This is a genomic window from Streptomyces sp. AC550_RSS872 (assembly GCF_019049285.1).
Classification (GTDB): domain Bacteria; phylum Actinomycetota; class Actinomycetes; order Streptomycetales; family Streptomycetaceae; genus Streptomyces.
This window is the reverse complement of sequence record NZ_JAGMUL010000060.1, coordinates 1-16,801: the sequence shown is the minus strand read 5'-3', so window position 1 is coordinate 16,801 and position 16,801 is coordinate 1. Positions and strand designations below refer to the sequence as shown.

The window sequence follows — 16,801 nt, the reverse complement described above, 5'->3', positions numbered from 1 at the left end:
TCGGGCTCGGCTTCGGCTTCGGGCTCGGCTTCGGGATCGGGCTCGGCTTCGGCTTCGGGCTCGGCTTCGGGATCGGGCTTGGCTTCGGGCTCGGGCTCGGTGGCGGCCGGCCCCGGGCGCCGAGCCGGCCGCCACCGCACCACCGGTCAGGCCAGGTCGAGCAGTTCGACCGCGCCGGTGGTGCCCTCCGCACCGTTCGCCGCGGCCAGCCACCGCTCCAAGAGGGCCATGTACGGCGTCAGCAGCTCAGGGCTCACGCCCTGCTCCTCGGCGGTGGCCAGCAGCGTGGCGTTGGCCGCGACCTGCATCGCGAGGCTGGAGACGGCGTCCTTGCCGTAGTCGTCGCTCTCCAACTCGTCGGCGGTCATGTGCGCGGCGGGCGCCATCGCGCTGAGCCACTCCACCAGCAGGGCCGCGAAGTCCTTCGGGGCGATGTCCTCTCGGCGGATCAGCGCGAACGCGTGCAGCACGCCCGCGAACATGCCGGTCATCGCGCTCAGCAGCGCCACGTCGTGCAGCGCCGCGAAGCCCGGGTCCGCGCCGACATAACGGGTGGCGGCCGGCACGGCGAGGGTCTCGCCGTGCTCCTCGAAGAGACCGGGCGACCCGCTGTAGAGGACATACGCCCCCGACCCCGGGTCCCCGACCATCGGCGGTACGGCCATGATCCCGCCGTCCAGGAAACGGGCGCCCCGCTCCTGCGCCCAGGCGGCGCGGGCGCGGCCCTGGGCGGGTGTGCCGGTGGTCAGGTTCACCACGTCACGGCCGGACAGGTCGGTGCCTTCGAGGGCTTCGCCGACCGAGGCGTCGTCGAGCAGGCAGACGACGACCAGTCGGCTCGCGGTCACCGCCTCGGCGGCGCTCGCGGCAACGGACGCGCCTTCCGCGGCCAGCGGTTCGGCGCGGGCGGACGTGCGGTTCCACACGGTGAGCGGGTGCCCGGCGGCGAGCCAGGCACGGGCCAGGGCGGAGCCCATGGCACCGGTGCCGAGGAGGGTGAGGGGGGTGAGGGGAGTTCGCTGGGTAGCCGGGTTGTCAGTCATGGCGTTTAGGCTCGTCGCAGGGGAACGGCCTGCTCAAGTACGTACTTCGAAGTGGGTGGTTACCGTGGGGAAAGAGTCCAGGCAGGGGAGGGGGCCACATGGCGATCGGACGGCGGCCGGGGGCGTACATCTGCGGGATCGACGCGGCGATGGACGTGGTCGGTGGCAAGTGGAAGGTGCTCATCCTGTGGGCGCTGAACGAGCGTCCGTGCCGCTTCGGGGAGTTGCGGCGCGAACTGCCGGGCGTGACGGAGAAGGTGCTAGCCGCACAACTGCGGGAGCTGGAGGCGGACGGCATCGTCCACCGCGAGGCGTACGACGAGGTGCCGCCGCGTGTCGAGTACAGCCTGACGCCGCGCGGCACCTCACTCAACGAGGCCCTGGCACCGCTGGGGACATGGGGCCGGGAGAACCTGCTGGGTGCTCGCCCGGAGCGGCCGTCAGCGACTGCCGGTGAGGTGCGCGAACACGACGACGTTGCCCTGATAGCCGGTCGTCCGTGAGTAGCCGCCGCCGCAGGTGATCACCCGCAGCTCGGGGCGTGGGGCCGCGCCGTACACCTTCTCGTCGGGGAAGGCCTTCGCGTCGTACACCTCGACGGCGTCGACCGAGAAGAGGGCCGTGCCGCCGTCCCGTCGGTCCACCTCGATCGTGCTGCCCCGCTCCAGGGCGCCGAGACGGTAGAACACGGCGGGCCCTTCGGCGTTGTCGACGTGGCCGGCGACGATCGCGGTGCCGGTCTCACCGGGCGTGGTGCCGGCCTCGTACCAGCCGGCGAGGTTCTTCCGCTCGGCGGGCGGGACGTCGAGGCTGCCCGTCCTGGTCAGGCCCAGGCCCATGAGGGGAGCGTCGACGCGGAGTGACGGGATGCGGATGCGGTCGGGCGGGGAGGGTGCGAGCGCGGGGGCGGCGGCGTGGCGGGGGTGCGGGTCGCCCTGCGCGGCCGACGGCTGCGGCGGGGCGTGCGTCGCGGTGCCGTTGCGCAGCAGCCAGGCGCCGGAGCACAGGGCCAGGACGGTGACCGCGGCTATGACGCCGTTGCCGACGTTCCTCTGACAGCGCACGTGGGCCTCCTGGGACTCTCGTCAGGCCGCCCGATCCCCCTCCGGGCCGCGAGGGGCGTCGGACCCGGAGGGGGAGGGGACATGCGGTACCGGCGGACGGACAGCGGAGGGTGTCCGTCAGATCCCGTCGCCTCTCGCCCGGCGATGCAGGAGCCAGGTACCGCCCGCGGCGGCGACGGCGAGAGCCGTCACGCCGGCCGCGGTCTGCACGGGGTCGCGGCCGAACGCGCCGCCGACCCCCGTCTTCACACTTCCTCTCGGATGCACCTGCCCCGGCGCCGACGTCAACGTGACCACCAGGTCACCTGCCACCCGCCGACCGCCGTCGGCGCAGGTCGCGACGATCTCGTACGTCCCCGGCTGCGCGCTCGGCGGCACCCGGAACCTCCCGCCCCCGTCCTCGTCGTCCGAGCCCGGCGCCAACGTGAAGGAACCGGCACCCACCGCGCTGGCATCGCCCGCCGCACCGCCGTCCCGGCACGCGGCCGTGCTCACCGTGACCTGCCCGCCCGGCACGACGGAGGACGGATGCAGCTTGAGGCCACCGCCACCGCTGCCACCGCCGTGGTCTGCGTACGCGGGCGCGACGACGAGACCCACGGCACCGACGGCCAGCGCGGTCCCGGTCAGCACACGGGCGGTACGTCGCATCGAAGCTCCTCCGAGCGCACGGACCCACGACCCGCGACACCCCCAAGTGCCGCCGCCTCGGCCGAGCCCCTGCTCTTCCGAGGTAAGGGGCAGCGGGGCGCGAGCGCTTGTCGAGAAAGCGCCGGAAACGGGGTGAACGGGTGTCACAGGGGAGGGCGCGGCATGCCCGTACGGCGGTGTTTCAGCAGGTCATCGCCGTGTCGAGGGTGTGTCGGCGCAGAGAACCCGTTGGTGGGGGGCCGGGGGTGTGAACGGGTGATCTTCCGACGCGAGGTCACGCCGCACACGGCCCGTGCTCCCCGCACTCGGCGAGCACCTCGCCCTCGCGTCGTCGACGCCGAAGGTGCCGAAGGTGCCGAAGGCGATGACCGCGTCGAGGCGGCCGGAGGAGGTCGGCAGGTTGCCCGGGAGGAGGCCGCCGTGGATCCGGACGGGGTCGGCGTCCCACTGCGGGATCCGGAGGACGTCCTCCCAGGCGGCCGTCGCCACCGCCGCGTCCGGCGTTCCGGCGGCGCCCAGGTCACGGGTCGCCACCCGGACCTCGGCGTCGTTCCGGCCGCCGGTGGACAAACCTCCCCCGGCTCGCCCTACGCGAGCGGCGCCGGGACCGTGAGGGGGAGATGCGGGACCAGGTGCTGGGCCGGGAGGCAACGGAGCGTATCCAGCACCCCGCACCCCCCGGCGCCAAGCCACCGTCAGCCCACGTTCACCGCACTCCAGGCAGCCCCCACCGCCCCGTACTCCACACTCCCGGCCCCATACAGGTCCTTCGCCGCGCTGAGCGTCGAAGCCCGCGCCCCCGCATAGTTCGTCGAGGACGTCATATAGACCGTCAGCGCCCGGTACCAGATCTTGCCCAGCTTGTCCCGCCCGATCCCCTTCACCGAAGAACCGTCACAGGTGGGCGAGTTGTAGCTGACGCCGTTCACCGTCCTCGCTCCGCTGCCCTCGGCCAGCAGATACGCGAAGTGGTTGCCGACCCCCGACGAGTAGTGCACGTCGAGATCCTTCGTCCCCGTGCTCCAGCAGTCGACCGACACACCGTCCTTCGACGGCTTGTCCATGTACCGCAGGGCGTTCCGGGGGAATCCGGACCGCACGATCTTCTCGCCGATCAGATAGTCGCCGGGGTCGGCGGAGTTGGCCGCGTGGAACTCCACCAGCGTGCCGAAGACATCCGACGTGGCCTCGTTCAGCCCGCCGGACTCGCCCGAGTACGTCAGCGCCGCCGTCTTCGACGTCACGCCGTGCGTCATCTCGTGCCCGGCCACGTCCAGCGACACCAGCGGGCCGAGCTGGGTGCCGTCACCGTCGCCGTACGTCATGCAGAAGCAACTGTCGTCCCAGAAGGCGTTGTTGTAGTCCTTTCCGTAGTGCACCCGGTTGAACGACCCCTTGCCGTCGCCCGCGATGCCCTTACGGCCGTGGACGTCCTCGTAGTAGTCCCACGTCATGTCCGTGCCGTACTGCGCGTCCACGGCGGCCGTGGAGCGGTCGGTCGCCGTGCCCGTGCCCCAGTGGTTGTCGGCGTCCGTGAACACAGTCGACGGGGCACGGTCGAGGCAGACGGCGAGGATGCACAGGTCCGTCCTGTTCGCCGCGTCGCCGGTGTACGTGCCGCCGCGCGTCGCGTCCTTCAACTGGTACGTCGATCCGGACGCCGTCGTCTCCAACGGCACCGTGCCCCCGTACAGCGACTTCCCGTCGCCCGCCGCGTGCTCGATGCTGTCCCAGGCGTCGATCTTCGCGCCGGTGCGGGCGTCGGTCAGCGTGGTGCGGGCGACGGGGTTGCCGGCGGAGTCCTGGGCGACGGCGTCGGTCCGCCAGGCCAGCTTCGGGGTGCCGTGCAGGGCGTCGACGACCAGCTCGGGCCTGGACGTCAGCCGCTTCAGCGTCTCGCCGACGTTCGCGGCCCGCAGCACGGCCGCCGCGAGGCCGGCCGCCTTCGGCGCGGAGACCTGCGGCGTGACGCTCGGCAGGGAGATCGCGCTCCCGGTGGCGCGGGAGGCGCCGCGGTACGTGCCGTCCTTCGCGAGATGGACGACGAAGTCGCCGCCGAGGACGGGCAGTTGGCGGTACGTGCGGTCGTAACGGACGTGCTGGGTGCCGTCCGCGTCCACGATCACGTCCCGCACGCGGGTGCCCTGAGCGGCCGTCAGCCCCAGGCTCCCCGCGCGGTCCCTGAGAGCCGCCGCCGCGTTCTTGACGGCGGTGGCCGTCGTCGGACTCTCGTCCGCGCCGGCCGTGGGGGAGAGCGCGGCGGCCAGCAGGGTGGCGGTGGCGGCGACGATGCCCGCCGTGGCGAGTCGGGAACCTCGGATGTGCGGCCGTATTCGCCGTATTCGGCTCATCGGTCTCCTTGAACTGGGCGGCGCAGAGGATGCCCAAGATTCAAGGGGGCGTGCACATGCCGTGACCAGGGTGAATACGTGGAGGTGTGTGAGGGGAGAGAATCGTTTCCGTGACCCCCTCTCCCCGACTCCCGTTCTTCGTCTACGGCACCCTGCGCCCCGGAGAGCCCAACCACGACCAATTCCTGCGCGGCCGCAGCCTCACCGAGGAACCCGCGCGACTGGCCGGAGCGGTGTTGTACGACGGCCCTGGCTACCCGTACGCCGTCGAGGAACGCGGCGACATCGGCACCGTCCACGGCGAGCTCGTCACCGCCCGCCCCGGGGAGTACCCGGCGCTCCTGGCCGCACTCGACCGCCTGGAGGAGTTCGCCCCGGGCGACCCGCGCAACCTCTACGAACGCGTCGCCCGCGAGGTGGTCCGCGAGTCGGACGCAACGGCCGTACAGGCCTGGGTGTATGTCGCCGCCCCGTCGGTCGCCGCCCGGCTGCGCGCCAACGGCAAGCTCATCGAGAGTGGCGACTGGGCTACGACTTCACGGCCTCCACGCGCACCGCGCACGCCTTGAACTCCGGCATCCGCGACGTCGGGTCCAGCGCCGGGTTGGTCAGGGTGTTGGCGCGTCCCTCGCCCGGCCAGTGGAACGGCATGAAGACGGTGTCCGGGCGGATGCCGGTCGTGATGCGGGCCGGTGCCACCGCCCGGCCCCGGCGCGAGACCACGGCCACCGGGTCGCCCTCGGCCGCCCCGAGCCGCGCCGCCAGCCGGGGGTGCAGCTCCACGAACGGGCCCGGCGCGGCGGCGTTCAGCTCGTCGACGCGGCGGGTCTGGGCGCCGGACTGGTACTGGGCCACGACACGCCCTGTCGTAAGGAGCACCGGGTACTCGTCGTCGGGCTCCTCGGCGATGGCCCGGTACGAGACGGGGACGAAGCGGGCACGGCCGTCCGGCGTGGCGAAGCGGTCGAGGAAGAGGCGGGGCGTGCCGGGGTGCGCCGGGCCGCCGGTCCCGGCGTCGAGTGAATCCGGTGCGTCCGGTGCGTCCGGTGCGTCCGGTGCGTCCGGTGCGTCCGGTGCGTGCGGCGACGCATCCTCGCCGTCCCCGGGGGCCGCGAAGCCCTCGGCGTCCCCGGCACCCGGCACCGCCGGACACGGCCAGAACACGCCGTTCTCCTCCGCCAGTCGGCTGTACGTGATCCCCGAGTAGTCCGCGGCCCCGCCCGCACTCGCCCGCCGCAGCTCCTCGAAGACCTCCTCGGGATCGGTCGGGAAGCCCTTCTCCAGGCCCCGTTCCCCGCCCAGCCGCGCGGCGAGCTCGTGCATGACCTCCAGGTCGCTGCGGACACCGTCCGGCGGGGTGATCGCGCGCCGCCGCAGCAGCACCCGGCCCTCCAGGTTGGTCGTCGTGCCCGTCTCCTCGGCCCACTGCGTCACCGGCAGGACCACGTCCGCGAGCGCCGCCGTCTCCGACAGCACCACGTCGCACACCGCAAGGAAATCAAGGGACTTGATGCGCTCCTCGATGTGCGCGGCACGCGGCGCGGACACCACCGGGTTGGAGCCCATCAGCAGCAGCGACCTGATGTCCGTACCCAGGGCGTCCAGCAGCTCGTACGCACTGCGTCCCGGCCCGGGAAGGCTGTCCGGGTCCACGCCCCACACCTCGGCGACATGCCGCCGCGCGGCCGGGTCGTCCAGCTTGCGGTAGCCGGGCAGCTGGTCGGCCTTCTGGCCGTGCTCGCGCCCGCCCTGCCCGTTGCCCTGCCCGGTGAGGCAGCCGTAGCCGGACAGCGGGCGGCCCGCCCGGCCCGTCGCCAGGCACAGGTTGATCCACGCGCCCACCGTGTCCGTGCCCTTGGCCTGCTGCTCGGGCCCGCGGGCGGTGAGCACCATCGCGTGCTCCGGCTCGCAGAACAGCCGTACGGCTTCCCGGAGCTGGGGAACGGACACCCCCGTGATCCGCTCGACGTACTCCGGCCAGTGCGCCATCGCCGCGGCCCGCGCGTCCTCCCAGCCGGCCGTGCGCTCCTGGACGTACTCCTCGTCCACCCGTCCCTCGGCGACGACCAGGTGCAGCAGCCCGAGGGCCAGCGCGAGGTCGGTGCCGGGGCGGGGTGCCAGGTGCAGGTCGGCCTGCTCGGCGGTCTTCGTGCGGCGGGGGTCGATGACGATCAGCGTGCCGCCGTTCTCGCGCAGCTCGTTGAAGTAGCGCAGCGAGGGCGGCATCGTCTCCGCCAGGTTCGAGCCGACCAGGATCACACAGCCGGTCTTCGGGATGTCCTCCAGCGGGAACGGCAGCCCCCGGTCGAGCCCGAACGCCTTCATCCCGGCCGCGGCCGCCGACGACATGCAGAAGCGGCCGTTGTAGTCGATCTGCGAGGTGCCGAGCACGATCCTCGCGAACTTGCCGAGGCTGTACGCCTTCTCGTTCGTCAGACCGCCCCCGCCGAAGACCCCGCACGCGTCCGGGCCATGTTCCGTACGCGTGCGTGCCAGGCCCTCGGCGACGCGGTCCAGCGCCTCTTCCCAGGTGGCGGGCGTGAGCGTGCCGCCCGAGCGCACCAACGGTGAGCTCAGACGGACGCCCGACGCCAGCACCGCGGGCGCCGTACGGCCCTTGCCGCACAGCGCTCCCTTGTTCACCGGGAAGTCCGGGCGCTCGACCACCGTGACACCCCCGTCCTGCGAGGGCGTGAGGTTCATACCGCACTGCAAGGCGCAGTACGGGCAGTGCGTGGGCGTCACGGAGTTCGGCATACCGTTCAGCGTGCTTCCGGCGTGTTACGTGCACGGCGGCCCCCTGTTACGCGGCCGGGACGGTGACCTCCCCGTCGCCGCCCGGCCGCCGTGAGGGTGCGCAGGGGCATGGCACGGCGCCTTCAGTCGCCGCCGGGTGGGGCTGTGGTTGCCGTTGGCGCGGAAGTCGCCATATGTGTCTTGTTCCGTACCGTAGTTGGCCGGTCACACCTTGTTGAGGGTTGAAGGGTAGCTACTACAGTCGTTCGTCTGCGGCGCCGTCGTGGCTGGTCGCGCAGTTCCCCGCGCCCCTGAGGGGCGTAGCCCCACCGCAGCACAAGTCGCGTGGCCTGCTTGGCGCACCGTATCTCCGCACGGCGTTCGAAATACCGTCATCTCGAAACAGCCCGTCAGGAGGTCCCCCGACCATGCCCGCGCACCCTCCCGGCCCTCTGAGCCACCTCACCTCCCGTGACCAGCAGCTCTTCTGGCGATACGGCCGGGGCCCCACCGTTCCCGTCCCCGCCCCGCTCCTCCATCGCGCCGTCGAACGGCAGGCCGCCGCCGCCCCGGACGCCGTCGCCGCCGAACACCAGGGCGCGGCGATCACGTACGGCGCACTCGACCGGCGCGCCGACGCCCTCGCCGCCCGCCTCGCCCGCGAGGGCGTACGCCCCGGTGACCACGTCGGACTCTTCGTCCGCCGCTCGATCCCGATGCTCGTCGGCCTGCTCGGCATCCTGAAGGCGGGCGCCGCCTACGTCCCGCAGGACATCGGCCTGGCGCCCCCGGCCCAGCTCGCCCACGTCGTCCGCACCGCCCGCACCCGCGTCGTCCTCACGGCCGCCGAGCACGCCCACCGCGTACCGCTCCCCGACGGCCACCTGGTGATCACGCTGGACGAGCCACAGCCGTACGCGCCGGCGCCCCGCCCGCCGGTACACCCAGACGACGGCTGCTACGTCCTCTTCACCTCCGGCACCACCGGCCGCCCCAATGGCGTGAAGGTCACCCACCGCAACGTCGCCAACATCCTCCTCACCGAACCCGGCGGCCTCGGCATCCGCCCCGGCGACCGCGTGGCCCAGCTCCTCAACGTCGCCTTCGACATGGCCGCCTGGGAGATCCTCGGCTGCCTCACCCACGGCGCCACCCTCGTCATCCGCGGCAAGGACACCGCGGCGGCGGCCCGTACGGCCGACGTGATCATCGCGACCCCGACGGTCCTGTCCGGCCTCGACCCCGCTGCCTGCCCCCGCGTCCACACGGTCGCCGTCGCCGGAGAGCCCTGCCCCCGTCCCCTCGCCGACCGATGGGCCCGGCACGCCGCCTTCCACAACTGCTGCGGCCCGACCGAGACGACCATCGTCAACACGATGCACCGCCATCGCCCGACCGACCCCCTCCTCACCATCGGCCGGCCGACCCCCAACAACACGGTCTACGTCCTCGACGCCGCCCGCAGCCCGCTGCCCATCGGCGAGGTCGGGGAGATGTGGGCGGGCGGCGACTGCGTGTCGGCGGGCTATCTCGGCGACGACGCCCTGAACGCCGAGCGCTACGCCCCCGACCCCTTCCTCGGCGGCCGCCACCGCATGTTCCGCACCCGCGACCTCGGCCGCTGGACCCCGGACGGCGAGCTGGAACACCTCGGCCGCACCGACGACCAGGTCAAGGTGCGCGGCTTCCGGGTCGAACTCGACTCCGTCTCCTCGGTGCTGGAGTCCGTCGAGGGCTGCGTACGGGCGGTGACGCTGCGGCGGGACGCCCGCTCCCTGGTCTCCTTCGTCTGCCCGGCGGACGTCGACCCCGGCACGGCCCGGCGCGCGGTGGCGGACGCGCTGCCGTACTACTGCGTGCCCGAGGATGTCATGCCCCTGCCATTCCTGCCGGAGACCGACCGCGGCAAGATCGACAAGCAGGCGTTGCTGCGGATGGCGGTGGAGAGGACGGCGGTGGTGGAGAGGACGGCGGTGGAGGAGAGGACGGCGGTGGAGGAGAGGACGGCGGAGGATCGGACGACGGAAGAACGGACGACGGAAGAACGGACGGCACTTCAGGGGGCGGCCCGATGACCACCTCACTGGAGCGGCAGTCCACCGACCTGCCCCCGCTCACCGCACTCCCACGCCGTCTGCTCAAGCACCCCCGCCTGATGCACTACAACCGACTGGCGGCGCTGGTCCTCGTCACCAACCTGGCGTTCCTGTGGGCGAGTTGGTCCCCTTCGCCCCGGACCATGGGGCATGCGGCCCTCGCCAACCTCGCGCTCGCCGTCCTCGTCCGCCAGCAGTACGTCATCAACCTCTTCTTCCGACTGGCCACCTGGGCGCCGACGACCTGGCCGCTGAAGATCCGCTGGACGCTGGGCAAGGTCTACCACTTCGGCGGGCTGCACGTGGGCGGGGCGCTGGCGGGAGCGGGATGGTTCCTGGCGCTGACGCTCACGACGACCGATCCGGCCCTCTTACTGGTGAGCTGGACCCTGATCACCCTCCTCGCGGTCATCGTCGCCACCGCCCTCCCACCCTTCCGCTCCCGCCACCACGACCACTTCGAGAAGATCCACCGCTTCGGCGGCTGGACGACCCTGGGTCTCTTCTGGACGCACACCTTGCTGTCGTCGTCCGGCCCCGTCCCGCTCACGGTGCTGGCGGTCGTCACCTTCAGCGTCGCCCTGCCCTGGCTGCGGCTGCGCAAGGTGGACGTACGCCTGGAACGCCCCTCCCCCCACGTCGTCCTGGCCCGCTTCGACCACGGCGAGACCCCCTTCGCCGGATCCTCGACGGCGATCAGCCGCAGCCCGCTGACGGAATGGCACTCCTTCGCCAACGTCCCGGCCCCCGGCGAGCCAGGCTTCCGGCTGACCATCTCGCGTGCCGGGGACTGGACGGGCTCGTTCATCGACGACCTGCCGTCGAGGGTGTGGGTCAAGGGCATCACCACGGCGGGCGTCGCCAACATCGAGACCCTGTTCACCAAGGTCGTCTACGTCGCGACCGGCAGCGGCATCGGCCCCTGCCTCCCGCACCTCCTCGCCGCCGAGGTCCCCTCCCGCCTGGTCTGGGCGACCCGCGACCCCCGCGCGACCTACGGCGACGCCCTGGTCGACGAGATCCTCGCCGTCCAGCCGCATGCGCTCGTGTGGGACACCTCCCGGAAAGGCAAGCCCGACATGGTGCGGCTCGCGTACGAGGCGTACCGCGACTTCGACGCCGAGGCTGTCATCTGCATCTCCAACAAGAAGCTCACCTGGCAGGTGGTGCACGGGCTGGAGCGGCGCGGGATTCCGGCGTACGGCGCGATCTGGGACTCATGACCGGGAGGGACCTCGTGAACAACCTCAAGATCGAACGCGACGGCGCCGTGGTGACCGTACGCCTGCACCGCCCGCATGTCCTCAACGCCCTCAGCAGCGATCTGCTGGCCGAACTCCTGGACGTCCTGCGACCGTTGGACGCCGATCCCCAGGTGGGCTGCTTCGTCGTCACCGGCTCGGAGAAGGTGTTCGCGGCCGGCGCCGACATCAAGGAGATGGCGGGGAAGACGGCCGCGCAGATGGCGGCCGAGGACTACTTCGCGGCCTGGGAGCACTTCACGGCCCTGCGCACCCCGAAGATCGCCGCCGTCAACGGCCTCGCGCTGGGCGGCGGTTGTGAGCTGGCGATGATGTGCGACCTCGTCGTCGCGGGGGAGTCGGCGGTGTTCGGCCAGCCGGAGATCAAGCTGGGCGTGATCCCCGGCATCGGCGGCACCCAGCGGCTGACCCGTCTGATCGGCCGGGCGAAGGCGATGGACCTGATCCTCACCGGCCGCACGATGGACGCACGGGAGGCGGGGAGCTGCGGCCTCGTCTCCCGGGTGGTCCCGGACGACCGGGTCCTCCCGGAGGCCCTGGAGGCGGCGGCGACCATCGCCTCGTACGGCCGCGCGGCGGTCACGGCGGCCCGCGAGTGCGTCGACCGGGCCCTCGAAACCGGGCTCCGGGACGGCATCCTCTTCGAACGCCGCGTCTTCCACGCCCTGTTCGCGACCGAGGACCAGAAGGAGGGCATGAGCGCGTTCCTGGAGAAACGCCCACCGCGTTTCACCGGCCGCTGAGCCCAGGACCCAGGCGCCGGAGCGCCGAGGGGCGGGAGCAGGGCAACGGCCCCGCTCCCGCTCGGGTCGGCCGGGATGTGCCGTTCCTTGCAGCCGGCCTGGTCCAGAAGCCCCCCGGGCGCCTCTATCGCTTCGCCGCCAACGCGTTCGCCACCCCGGTCTCCCGCGGCCCGAGGAACCGGGGGTCGGGTTCGAGGACGGCGTCCAGGGCCGCCTTGCCGGCCGCGAAGACCTCCCGCGCACCGCCGTAGTACCAGGTGGCGTCGTGCTTGGCGTCGACCCCGACGCCGTACGACGACACGCCCGCCTCCTGGCACAGCGCGACCGCCCGCCGGATGTGGAAGCCCTGGCTGATCAGCACCGCCTCGTCGACGCCGAAGATCTTCCTGGCACGGACGCAGGAGTCCCAGGTGTCGAAGCCGGCGTAGTCGCTCACGATCCGCGAGTCGGGCACACCGTGCCTGGTCAGATACGTGCGCATGGCGTCGGGCTCGTCATAGTCCTTACGGCTGTTGTCGCCGGTGACCAGGACGACCTTGATCCGGCCCGCGCGATACAGCTCCGCCGCCGCGTCGAGCCGATGGGCGAGATACGGCGACGGCTCACCGGCCCACAGACCGGCCCCGAAGACGACGGCGACGTCGGTGCGCGGCACGTCCGCCGTGGTCCGCAGCCGGTCACCGGCGACGAGGTACATCCAGGTGGCCGGAAGCAGCCCCAGCACACACCCCGCCATCACGGCCTGCACCAGCCGCCGCTGCCCGGTGCGCGTGCGCGGCAGACGTGGTCGAGGCAGCTTCGGTCGGCGCATCGGATGGTCCCTCCCCGGTCGGCTCACGGCCCGTTCTCGACAGTCAGGGACGTCCTGCCGGCCCCGGCGGTTCACCGACCACCACGTGATCAGCTTCACTACGGTCGGCGAAACCGCAGGTCAAGACCGCTCACACAGCCCCGGTCCGGCATCGTGAACCCGGCGTAAGAACCCGTTATTCCCGCGAAACGGGAAGGCAACGTCGCGCCGCCACCATCGGTTCATGACGGCGTCGAACCCTCTTCACGACGAGTCCACGCCCACCCACCTCGACAGTACGGCGCACCTCATGAACCGGATCAGCAGCCAGCTGGCCAGCCAGCTCAGCCTCGTCTCGCTCGACGGCAGGCGGCGCCCCGACCCGCCCGCGCTCGTCGTCGTGGGCCACGGCAGCCGCGACCCGCGCGCGCTGAGCACCGTACGCGCCCTCCTCGACAAGGTCCGCGCCCTGCGCCCCGGCCTGCCGGTGCACCTCGGCCACATCGAGCTGAACGAGCCCCTGCTGCCGGACACCCTCGCCGCCCTCGGCGACCGGGAGGCGATCCTCGTCCCCCTCCTGCTGAGCCGCGGCTACCACATCAAGCGCGACATCCCCGAGATGGCCGCCGAGTCGCGGGTACGCGCACGCGTGGCCGGCGCCCTCGGCCCGCACCCCCTGCTGGTGGAGGCCCTCTACGCCCGCCTCGTCGAGGCCGGCTGGCACACCCGCATGGACGAGCCCACCCGCCGCCGGACCGCCGTAGTCCTGGCCGCGGCCGGCTCCCGAGACCCCGAGTCGAAACTCGACACCGCCCATACGGCCCACCTCCTGGCCAACCGCCTGGGTGTCCCGGTGATCCCGGCCTACGCGACGACGGCGGCCCCGACGGTGCAGGACGCCCTGCGCACGCTGGCCGCCCGAGGCCGCACGAGGGTGGCCATCGCGTCCTACTTCACGGCCCCGGGCCGCTTCGCTACGGAGTGCGCGCAGGCGGCCCCGTGGATAGCCTCGGCCCCCCTGGGCACGCACCAGGCGATGGCGCGCCTTCTCCTCCATCGCTACGACCAGATGCTGAACACGCCGGTCACGACAGCACAGGAACTGGCGTCGGCTTAGAACGCCGGGCAGGGCGACGCCCTGCTTTTCAGGGGCGCGGGGCTGTGCCAATAAGCGGCTCCGCCGCGGGGCGCGACAAGCCACCACGAACCGGCACTCGCCACCCATCCGCACCCGGCAGACGCAAAGGCGCACTCCGTTTGTCACCCCCTGCCCTTACTGTCGAGACATGTCGTACGACCTGCCGTCTCTTGAACGCTGGGCCCCCGAACCGGACAAGCGCCCCGGCCGAACCGCCTTCCAACGCGACCGCGCCCGCATCCTGCACTCCGCCGCACTCAGAAGGCTCGCCGGCAAAACCCAGGTCGTGACGCCAGGAACCCACAGCAACGCATGGGACCCGAGCCCCCGCACCCGCCTCACCCACTCCCTCGAGTGCGCACAGGTGGGCCGAGAGCTCGGCGCAGCCCTCGGCTGCGATCCCGACCTGGTAGAGGCCGCCTGCCTCTCCCACGACCTCGGCCACCCCCCCTTCGGCCACAACGGCGAAGTCGCGCTGAACGAGTTCGCCGAGGACTGCGGCGGCTTCGAGGGCAACGCCCAGTCCCTCAGACTCCTCACCCGCATCGAACCCAAGCGGTTCACCCCGGAGGGCTCCGTAGGCCTCAACCTCACCCGCGCCACCCTCGACGCTGCCACCAAATACCCCTGGCCACGCGGCGCCCACCCCACCGCCCCGAACTCCCCGAAGTTCGGCGTCTACGAGGACGACCGGCCCGTCTTCGACTGGGTCCGCAAGGACGCCCCCGGCACCCGCACCACCTTCGAGGCCCAGGTCATGGACTGGTCCGACGACGTGGCGTACTCCGTGCACGACGTCGAGGACGGCCTGCACGCCGGCCACCTCGACCCCAACTGCCTGCACGCCGAGCCGGAACGCCAGGCGGTCTTCGCTGTCGCCATCGGCCGCTACGTCCCCGAGGCCACCGACCCGGCGGAACTGGCCGCCGCCCTCGACCGGCTCCAGGAAGAACCGTGGTGGCCGCACGGCTACGACGGTTCCGCCGTCGCCCAGGCCCGTCTCAAGGACGCCACCAGCCAGCTCATCGGCCGCTTCTGCCTGGCCGCCGAGAGCGCCACGCGCGCGGCCTACGGCGACGGGCGGCTCTCGCGCTACGGCGCCGAACTCGTCGTACCGCACGAGACCCGCCTGGAGTGCGCGGTCCTCAAGGCCGTCGCCGACCGGTACGTCATGCAGCGCGCCGAGCAGGAGCGGCTCCGCGCCGACCAGCGCATCGTCGTCGCCGAACTGGCCGAGGCGCTCACCGCCCGCGCGCCCGAGGGGCTGGACCCGCAGTTCCGGGCCCTGTTCGACACGGCCGAGGACGACCGTGCCCGCAAGCGCGTGATCGTCGACCAGATCGCCTCCCTGACGGACGCGTCGGCGCGCTCCCTGCACGCGCGGCTCACGCACCGGCCGTAAGCCCCGTCGCGCGCACCCGCCCTCACCCGCGCGCGACCGGTGAGGCCCAAGAGGCGAACGGGCACCCGAAAGTGACCCTGCGTGGCCTGATCGGGTCACCCCCTCTTCCCGCATCACGCTGCGTGCGGGACGCTCATGTGGCGGCACCCTTACGAGGAGGCATCAAGTGGTCGACGCGGATCAGACATTCGTCATCGTCGGAGGAGGACTCGCCGGCGCCAAGGCGGCCGAGACCCTTCGCGCGGAGGGCTTCACCGGGCGGGTGATACTGATCTGCGACGAGCGCGACCACCCGTACGAACGGCCGCCGCTGTCCAAGGGCTACCTCCTCGGCAAGGAGGAGCGCGACAGCGTCTTCGTGCACGAGCCCGCCTGGTACGCCCGCAACGACATCGAGCTGCACCTCGGCCAGACCGTCGACGCGATCGACCGTACGGCGAAGACGGTGCGCTTCGGCGAGGACGGCACCGTCGTCCACTACGACAAGCTCCTGCTGGCCACGGGTGCCGAGCCGCGCCGCCTGGACATCCCGGGCACCGACCTGGCCGGCGTCCACCACCTGCGCCGCCTCGCGCACGCCGAGCGCCTCAAGGGCGTCCTCACCTCGCTCGGCCGGGACAACGGGCACATCGTGATCGCCGGCGCCGGCTGGATCGGTCTGGAGGTCGCGGCGGCGGCCCGGGAGTACGGCGCCGAGGTCACCGTCATCGAGCACAACCCCACCCCGCTGCACGGTGTGCTCGGCCCCGAGCTGGGCGGTCTCTTCGCCGAGCTGCACCGGGAGCACGGGGTGCGGTTCCACTTCGGGCGACGGCTGACGGAGATCGTCGGCCAGGACGGCATGGTGCTGGCCGCGCGCACCGACGACGGCGAGGAACACCCCGCGCACGACGTCCTCGCCGCGATCGGCGCCGCTCCCCGTACGGGGTTGGCGGAAGCGGCGGGACTCGAGATCGCCGACCGTGCGCACGGCGGCGGCGTGGTCGTGGACGAACAGCTGCGCACCTCGGACCCCGACATCTACGCCACCGGCGACGTGGCCTCCTTCCCGCACGCCCTCTTCGACACCCGGCTGCGGGTGGAGCACTGGGCCAACGCGCTGAACGGGGGGCCGGCGGCGGCGCGCGCGATGCTGGGGCAGGACATCACGTACGACCGGGTGCCGTACTTCTTCTCCGACCAGTACGACCTGGGGATGGAGTACTCCGGCTGGGCGCCGGCGGGGTCGTACGACGAGGTGGTGATCCGGGGGGACGCGGGCAAACGAGAATTCATCGCCTTCTGGGTGAAGGAGAACCGGGTGCTCGCCGGGATGAATGTGAATGTGTGGGACGTCACAGAGCCGATCCAGCGGCTGATTCGCTCGCGGGCAGAGGTGAACACGGAGGCACTGGCGGACCCACACGTCGGGCTTGAGAGCCTGATCGCCTAGGTGTATTGACCCGCAGGGTTGTTCACGCGGGTGATGGGTGGGTGGCCGCCGAGTGCGGTGTGGCAGCGGTGGTGGTTGTAGGTGTGCAGGAAG

General features: G+C 72.2%; 15 protein-coding genes. 8 read left to right on the top strand and 7 right to left on the bottom strand.

The features are described from left to right. Positions 1-146 precede the first annotated feature (146 nt). Positions 147-1,043: an NAD(P)-dependent oxidoreductase gene (locus KUM44_RS24305; protein ID WP_217211028.1), complete on the bottom strand. Its 897-nt coding sequence runs from the start codon at positions 1,041-1,043 to the stop codon at positions 147-149. Between the two features lie 98 nt (positions 1,044-1,141). On the opposite strand from KUM44_RS24305, the gene KUM44_RS24300 reads away from it, so the two are divergent. Continuing rightward, positions 1,142-1,546 (top strand): helix-turn-helix domain-containing protein, encoded by a 405-nt coding sequence (locus KUM44_RS24300; protein WP_217211026.1) that lies wholly within the window; start codon positions 1,142-1,144, stop codon positions 1,544-1,546. On the opposite strand, the gene KUM44_RS24295 is transcribed toward KUM44_RS24300, so the two are convergent. The 4 genes from KUM44_RS24295 to KUM44_RS24280 all read right to left on the bottom strand — a co-directional run bounded on the left by KUM44_RS24295 (position 1,484) and on the right by KUM44_RS24280 (position 5,109). After that, positions 1,484-2,107: a class F sortase gene (locus tag KUM44_RS24295; RefSeq protein ID WP_217211024.1), complete on the bottom strand. Its 624-nt coding sequence runs from the start codon at positions 2,105-2,107 to the stop codon at positions 1,484-1,486. The genes KUM44_RS24300 and KUM44_RS24295 overlap by 63 nt on opposite strands. Positions 2,108-2,224: 117 nt before the next feature. After that, complete coding sequence (locus KUM44_RS24290) at positions 2,225-2,758, bottom strand: hypothetical protein (RefSeq protein WP_217211022.1); 534 nt, start codon at positions 2,756-2,758, stop codon at positions 2,225-2,227. Between the two features lie 189 nt (positions 2,759-2,947). Next, complete coding sequence (locus KUM44_RS24285; protein ID WP_217211020.1) at positions 2,948-3,328, bottom strand: hypothetical protein; 381 nt, start codon at positions 3,326-3,328, stop codon at positions 2,948-2,950. Between the two features lie 125 nt (positions 3,329-3,453). Next, positions 3,454-5,109, bottom strand: a complete 1,656-nt coding sequence (locus KUM44_RS24280; RefSeq protein WP_217211018.1) for a M4 family metallopeptidase — start codon at positions 5,107-5,109, stop codon at positions 3,454-3,456. Positions 5,110-5,219: 110 nt separating this feature from the next. Between KUM44_RS24280 and KUM44_RS24275 the strand changes: the two genes are divergently transcribed. Next, positions 5,220-5,678, top strand: a complete 459-nt coding sequence (locus KUM44_RS24275; RefSeq protein WP_217211016.1) for a gamma-glutamylcyclotransferase family protein — start codon at positions 5,220-5,222, stop codon at positions 5,676-5,678. Here the strand turns inward: KUM44_RS24275 and KUM44_RS24270 are convergent. Then, on the bottom strand, positions 5,638-7,866 hold the full coding sequence (locus tag KUM44_RS24270) for a molybdopterin oxidoreductase family protein (RefSeq protein ID WP_217211015.1): 2,229 nt from the start codon (positions 7,864-7,866) through the stop codon (positions 5,638-5,640). The two genes, KUM44_RS24275 and KUM44_RS24270, sit on opposite strands and share 41 nt — an antisense overlap. A gap of 407 nt (positions 7,867-8,273) precedes the next feature. Between KUM44_RS24270 and KUM44_RS24265 the strand changes: the two genes are divergently transcribed. The 3 genes from KUM44_RS24265 to KUM44_RS24255 are packed head-to-tail and all read left to right on the top strand — an operon-like array spanning position 8,274 to position 11,946. After that, the gene (locus tag KUM44_RS24265; RefSeq protein WP_217211014.1) at positions 8,274-9,920 is read left to right on the top strand and encodes an amino acid adenylation domain-containing protein; all 1,647 of its coding nucleotides are present in this window, start codon (positions 8,274-8,276) and stop codon (positions 9,918-9,920) included. Then, complete coding sequence (locus KUM44_RS24260) at positions 9,917-11,164, top strand: hypothetical protein (protein ID WP_217211012.1); 1,248 nt, start codon at positions 9,917-9,919, stop codon at positions 11,162-11,164. Before KUM44_RS24265 ends, KUM44_RS24260 begins: the two co-directional genes overlap by 4 nt. Positions 11,165-11,178: 14 nt before the next feature. After that, positions 11,179-11,946, top strand: coding sequence for an enoyl-CoA hydratase-related protein (locus tag KUM44_RS24255; RefSeq protein WP_217211009.1), 768 nt, complete (start codon positions 11,179-11,181; stop codon positions 11,944-11,946). Positions 11,947-12,070: 124 nt separating this feature from the next. On the opposite strand, the gene KUM44_RS24250 is transcribed toward KUM44_RS24255, so the two are convergent. Beyond that, a complete protein-coding gene (locus tag KUM44_RS24250) occupies positions 12,071-12,757 on the bottom strand; it encodes a vancomycin high temperature exclusion protein (RefSeq protein ID WP_217211007.1) in 687 nt (228 codons plus the stop codon). A gap of 223 nt (positions 12,758-12,980) precedes the next feature. On the opposite strand from KUM44_RS24250, the gene KUM44_RS24245 reads away from it, so the two are divergent. The 3 genes from KUM44_RS24245 (at position 12,981) to KUM44_RS24235 (ending at position 16,708) form a co-directional block, all read left to right on the top strand. Then, positions 12,981-13,853, top strand: coding sequence for a sirohydrochlorin chelatase (locus tag KUM44_RS24245; RefSeq protein ID WP_217211002.1), 873 nt, complete (start codon positions 12,981-12,983; stop codon positions 13,851-13,853). A gap of 169 nt (positions 13,854-14,022) precedes the next feature. After that, entirely contained in the window at positions 14,023-15,276 is a 1,254-nt protein-coding gene (locus KUM44_RS24240) for a deoxyguanosinetriphosphate triphosphohydrolase (RefSeq protein WP_217211000.1), read from the top strand. Between the two features lie 166 nt (positions 15,277-15,442). Beyond that, positions 15,443-16,708, top strand: coding sequence for an FAD-dependent oxidoreductase (locus KUM44_RS24235; protein WP_217210998.1), 1,266 nt, complete (start codon positions 15,443-15,445; stop codon positions 16,706-16,708). The last annotated feature ends 93 nt before the right edge of the window (positions 16,709-16,801 follow it).

Bases quoted from the DNA above. Each gene is read 5' to 3' on its own strand.
- KUM44_RS24305 (WP_217211028.1), bottom strand. From the start codon at position 1,043: ATGACTGACAACCCGGCTACCCAGCGAACTCCCCTCACCCCCCTCACC.
- KUM44_RS24300 (WP_217211026.1), top strand. From the start codon at position 1,142: ATGGCGATCGGACGGCGGCCGGGGGCGTACATCTGCGGGATCGACGCG.
- KUM44_RS24290 (WP_217211022.1), bottom strand. From the start codon at position 2,758: ATGCGACGTACCGCCCGTGTGCTGACCGGGACCGCGCTGGCCGTCGGT.
- KUM44_RS24280 (WP_217211018.1), bottom strand. From the start codon at position 5,109: ATGAGCCGAATACGGCGAATACGGCCGCACATCCGAGGTTCCCGACTC.
- KUM44_RS24270 (WP_217211015.1), bottom strand. From the start codon at position 7,866: ATGCCGAACTCCGTGACGCCCACGCACTGCCCGTACTGCGCCTTGCAG.
- KUM44_RS24265 (WP_217211014.1), top strand. From the start codon at position 8,274: ATGCCCGCGCACCCTCCCGGCCCTCTGAGCCACCTCACCTCCCGTGAC.
- KUM44_RS24260 (WP_217211012.1), top strand. From the start codon at position 9,917: ATGACCACCTCACTGGAGCGGCAGTCCACCGACCTGCCCCCGCTCACC.
- KUM44_RS24250 (WP_217211007.1), bottom strand. From the start codon at position 12,757: ATGCGCCGACCGAAGCTGCCTCGACCACGTCTGCCGCGCACGCGCACC.
- KUM44_RS24245 (WP_217211002.1), top strand. From the start codon at position 12,981: ATGACGGCGTCGAACCCTCTTCACGACGAGTCCACGCCCACCCACCTC.
- KUM44_RS24240 (WP_217211000.1), top strand. From the start codon at position 14,023: ATGTCGTACGACCTGCCGTCTCTTGAACGCTGGGCCCCCGAACCGGAC.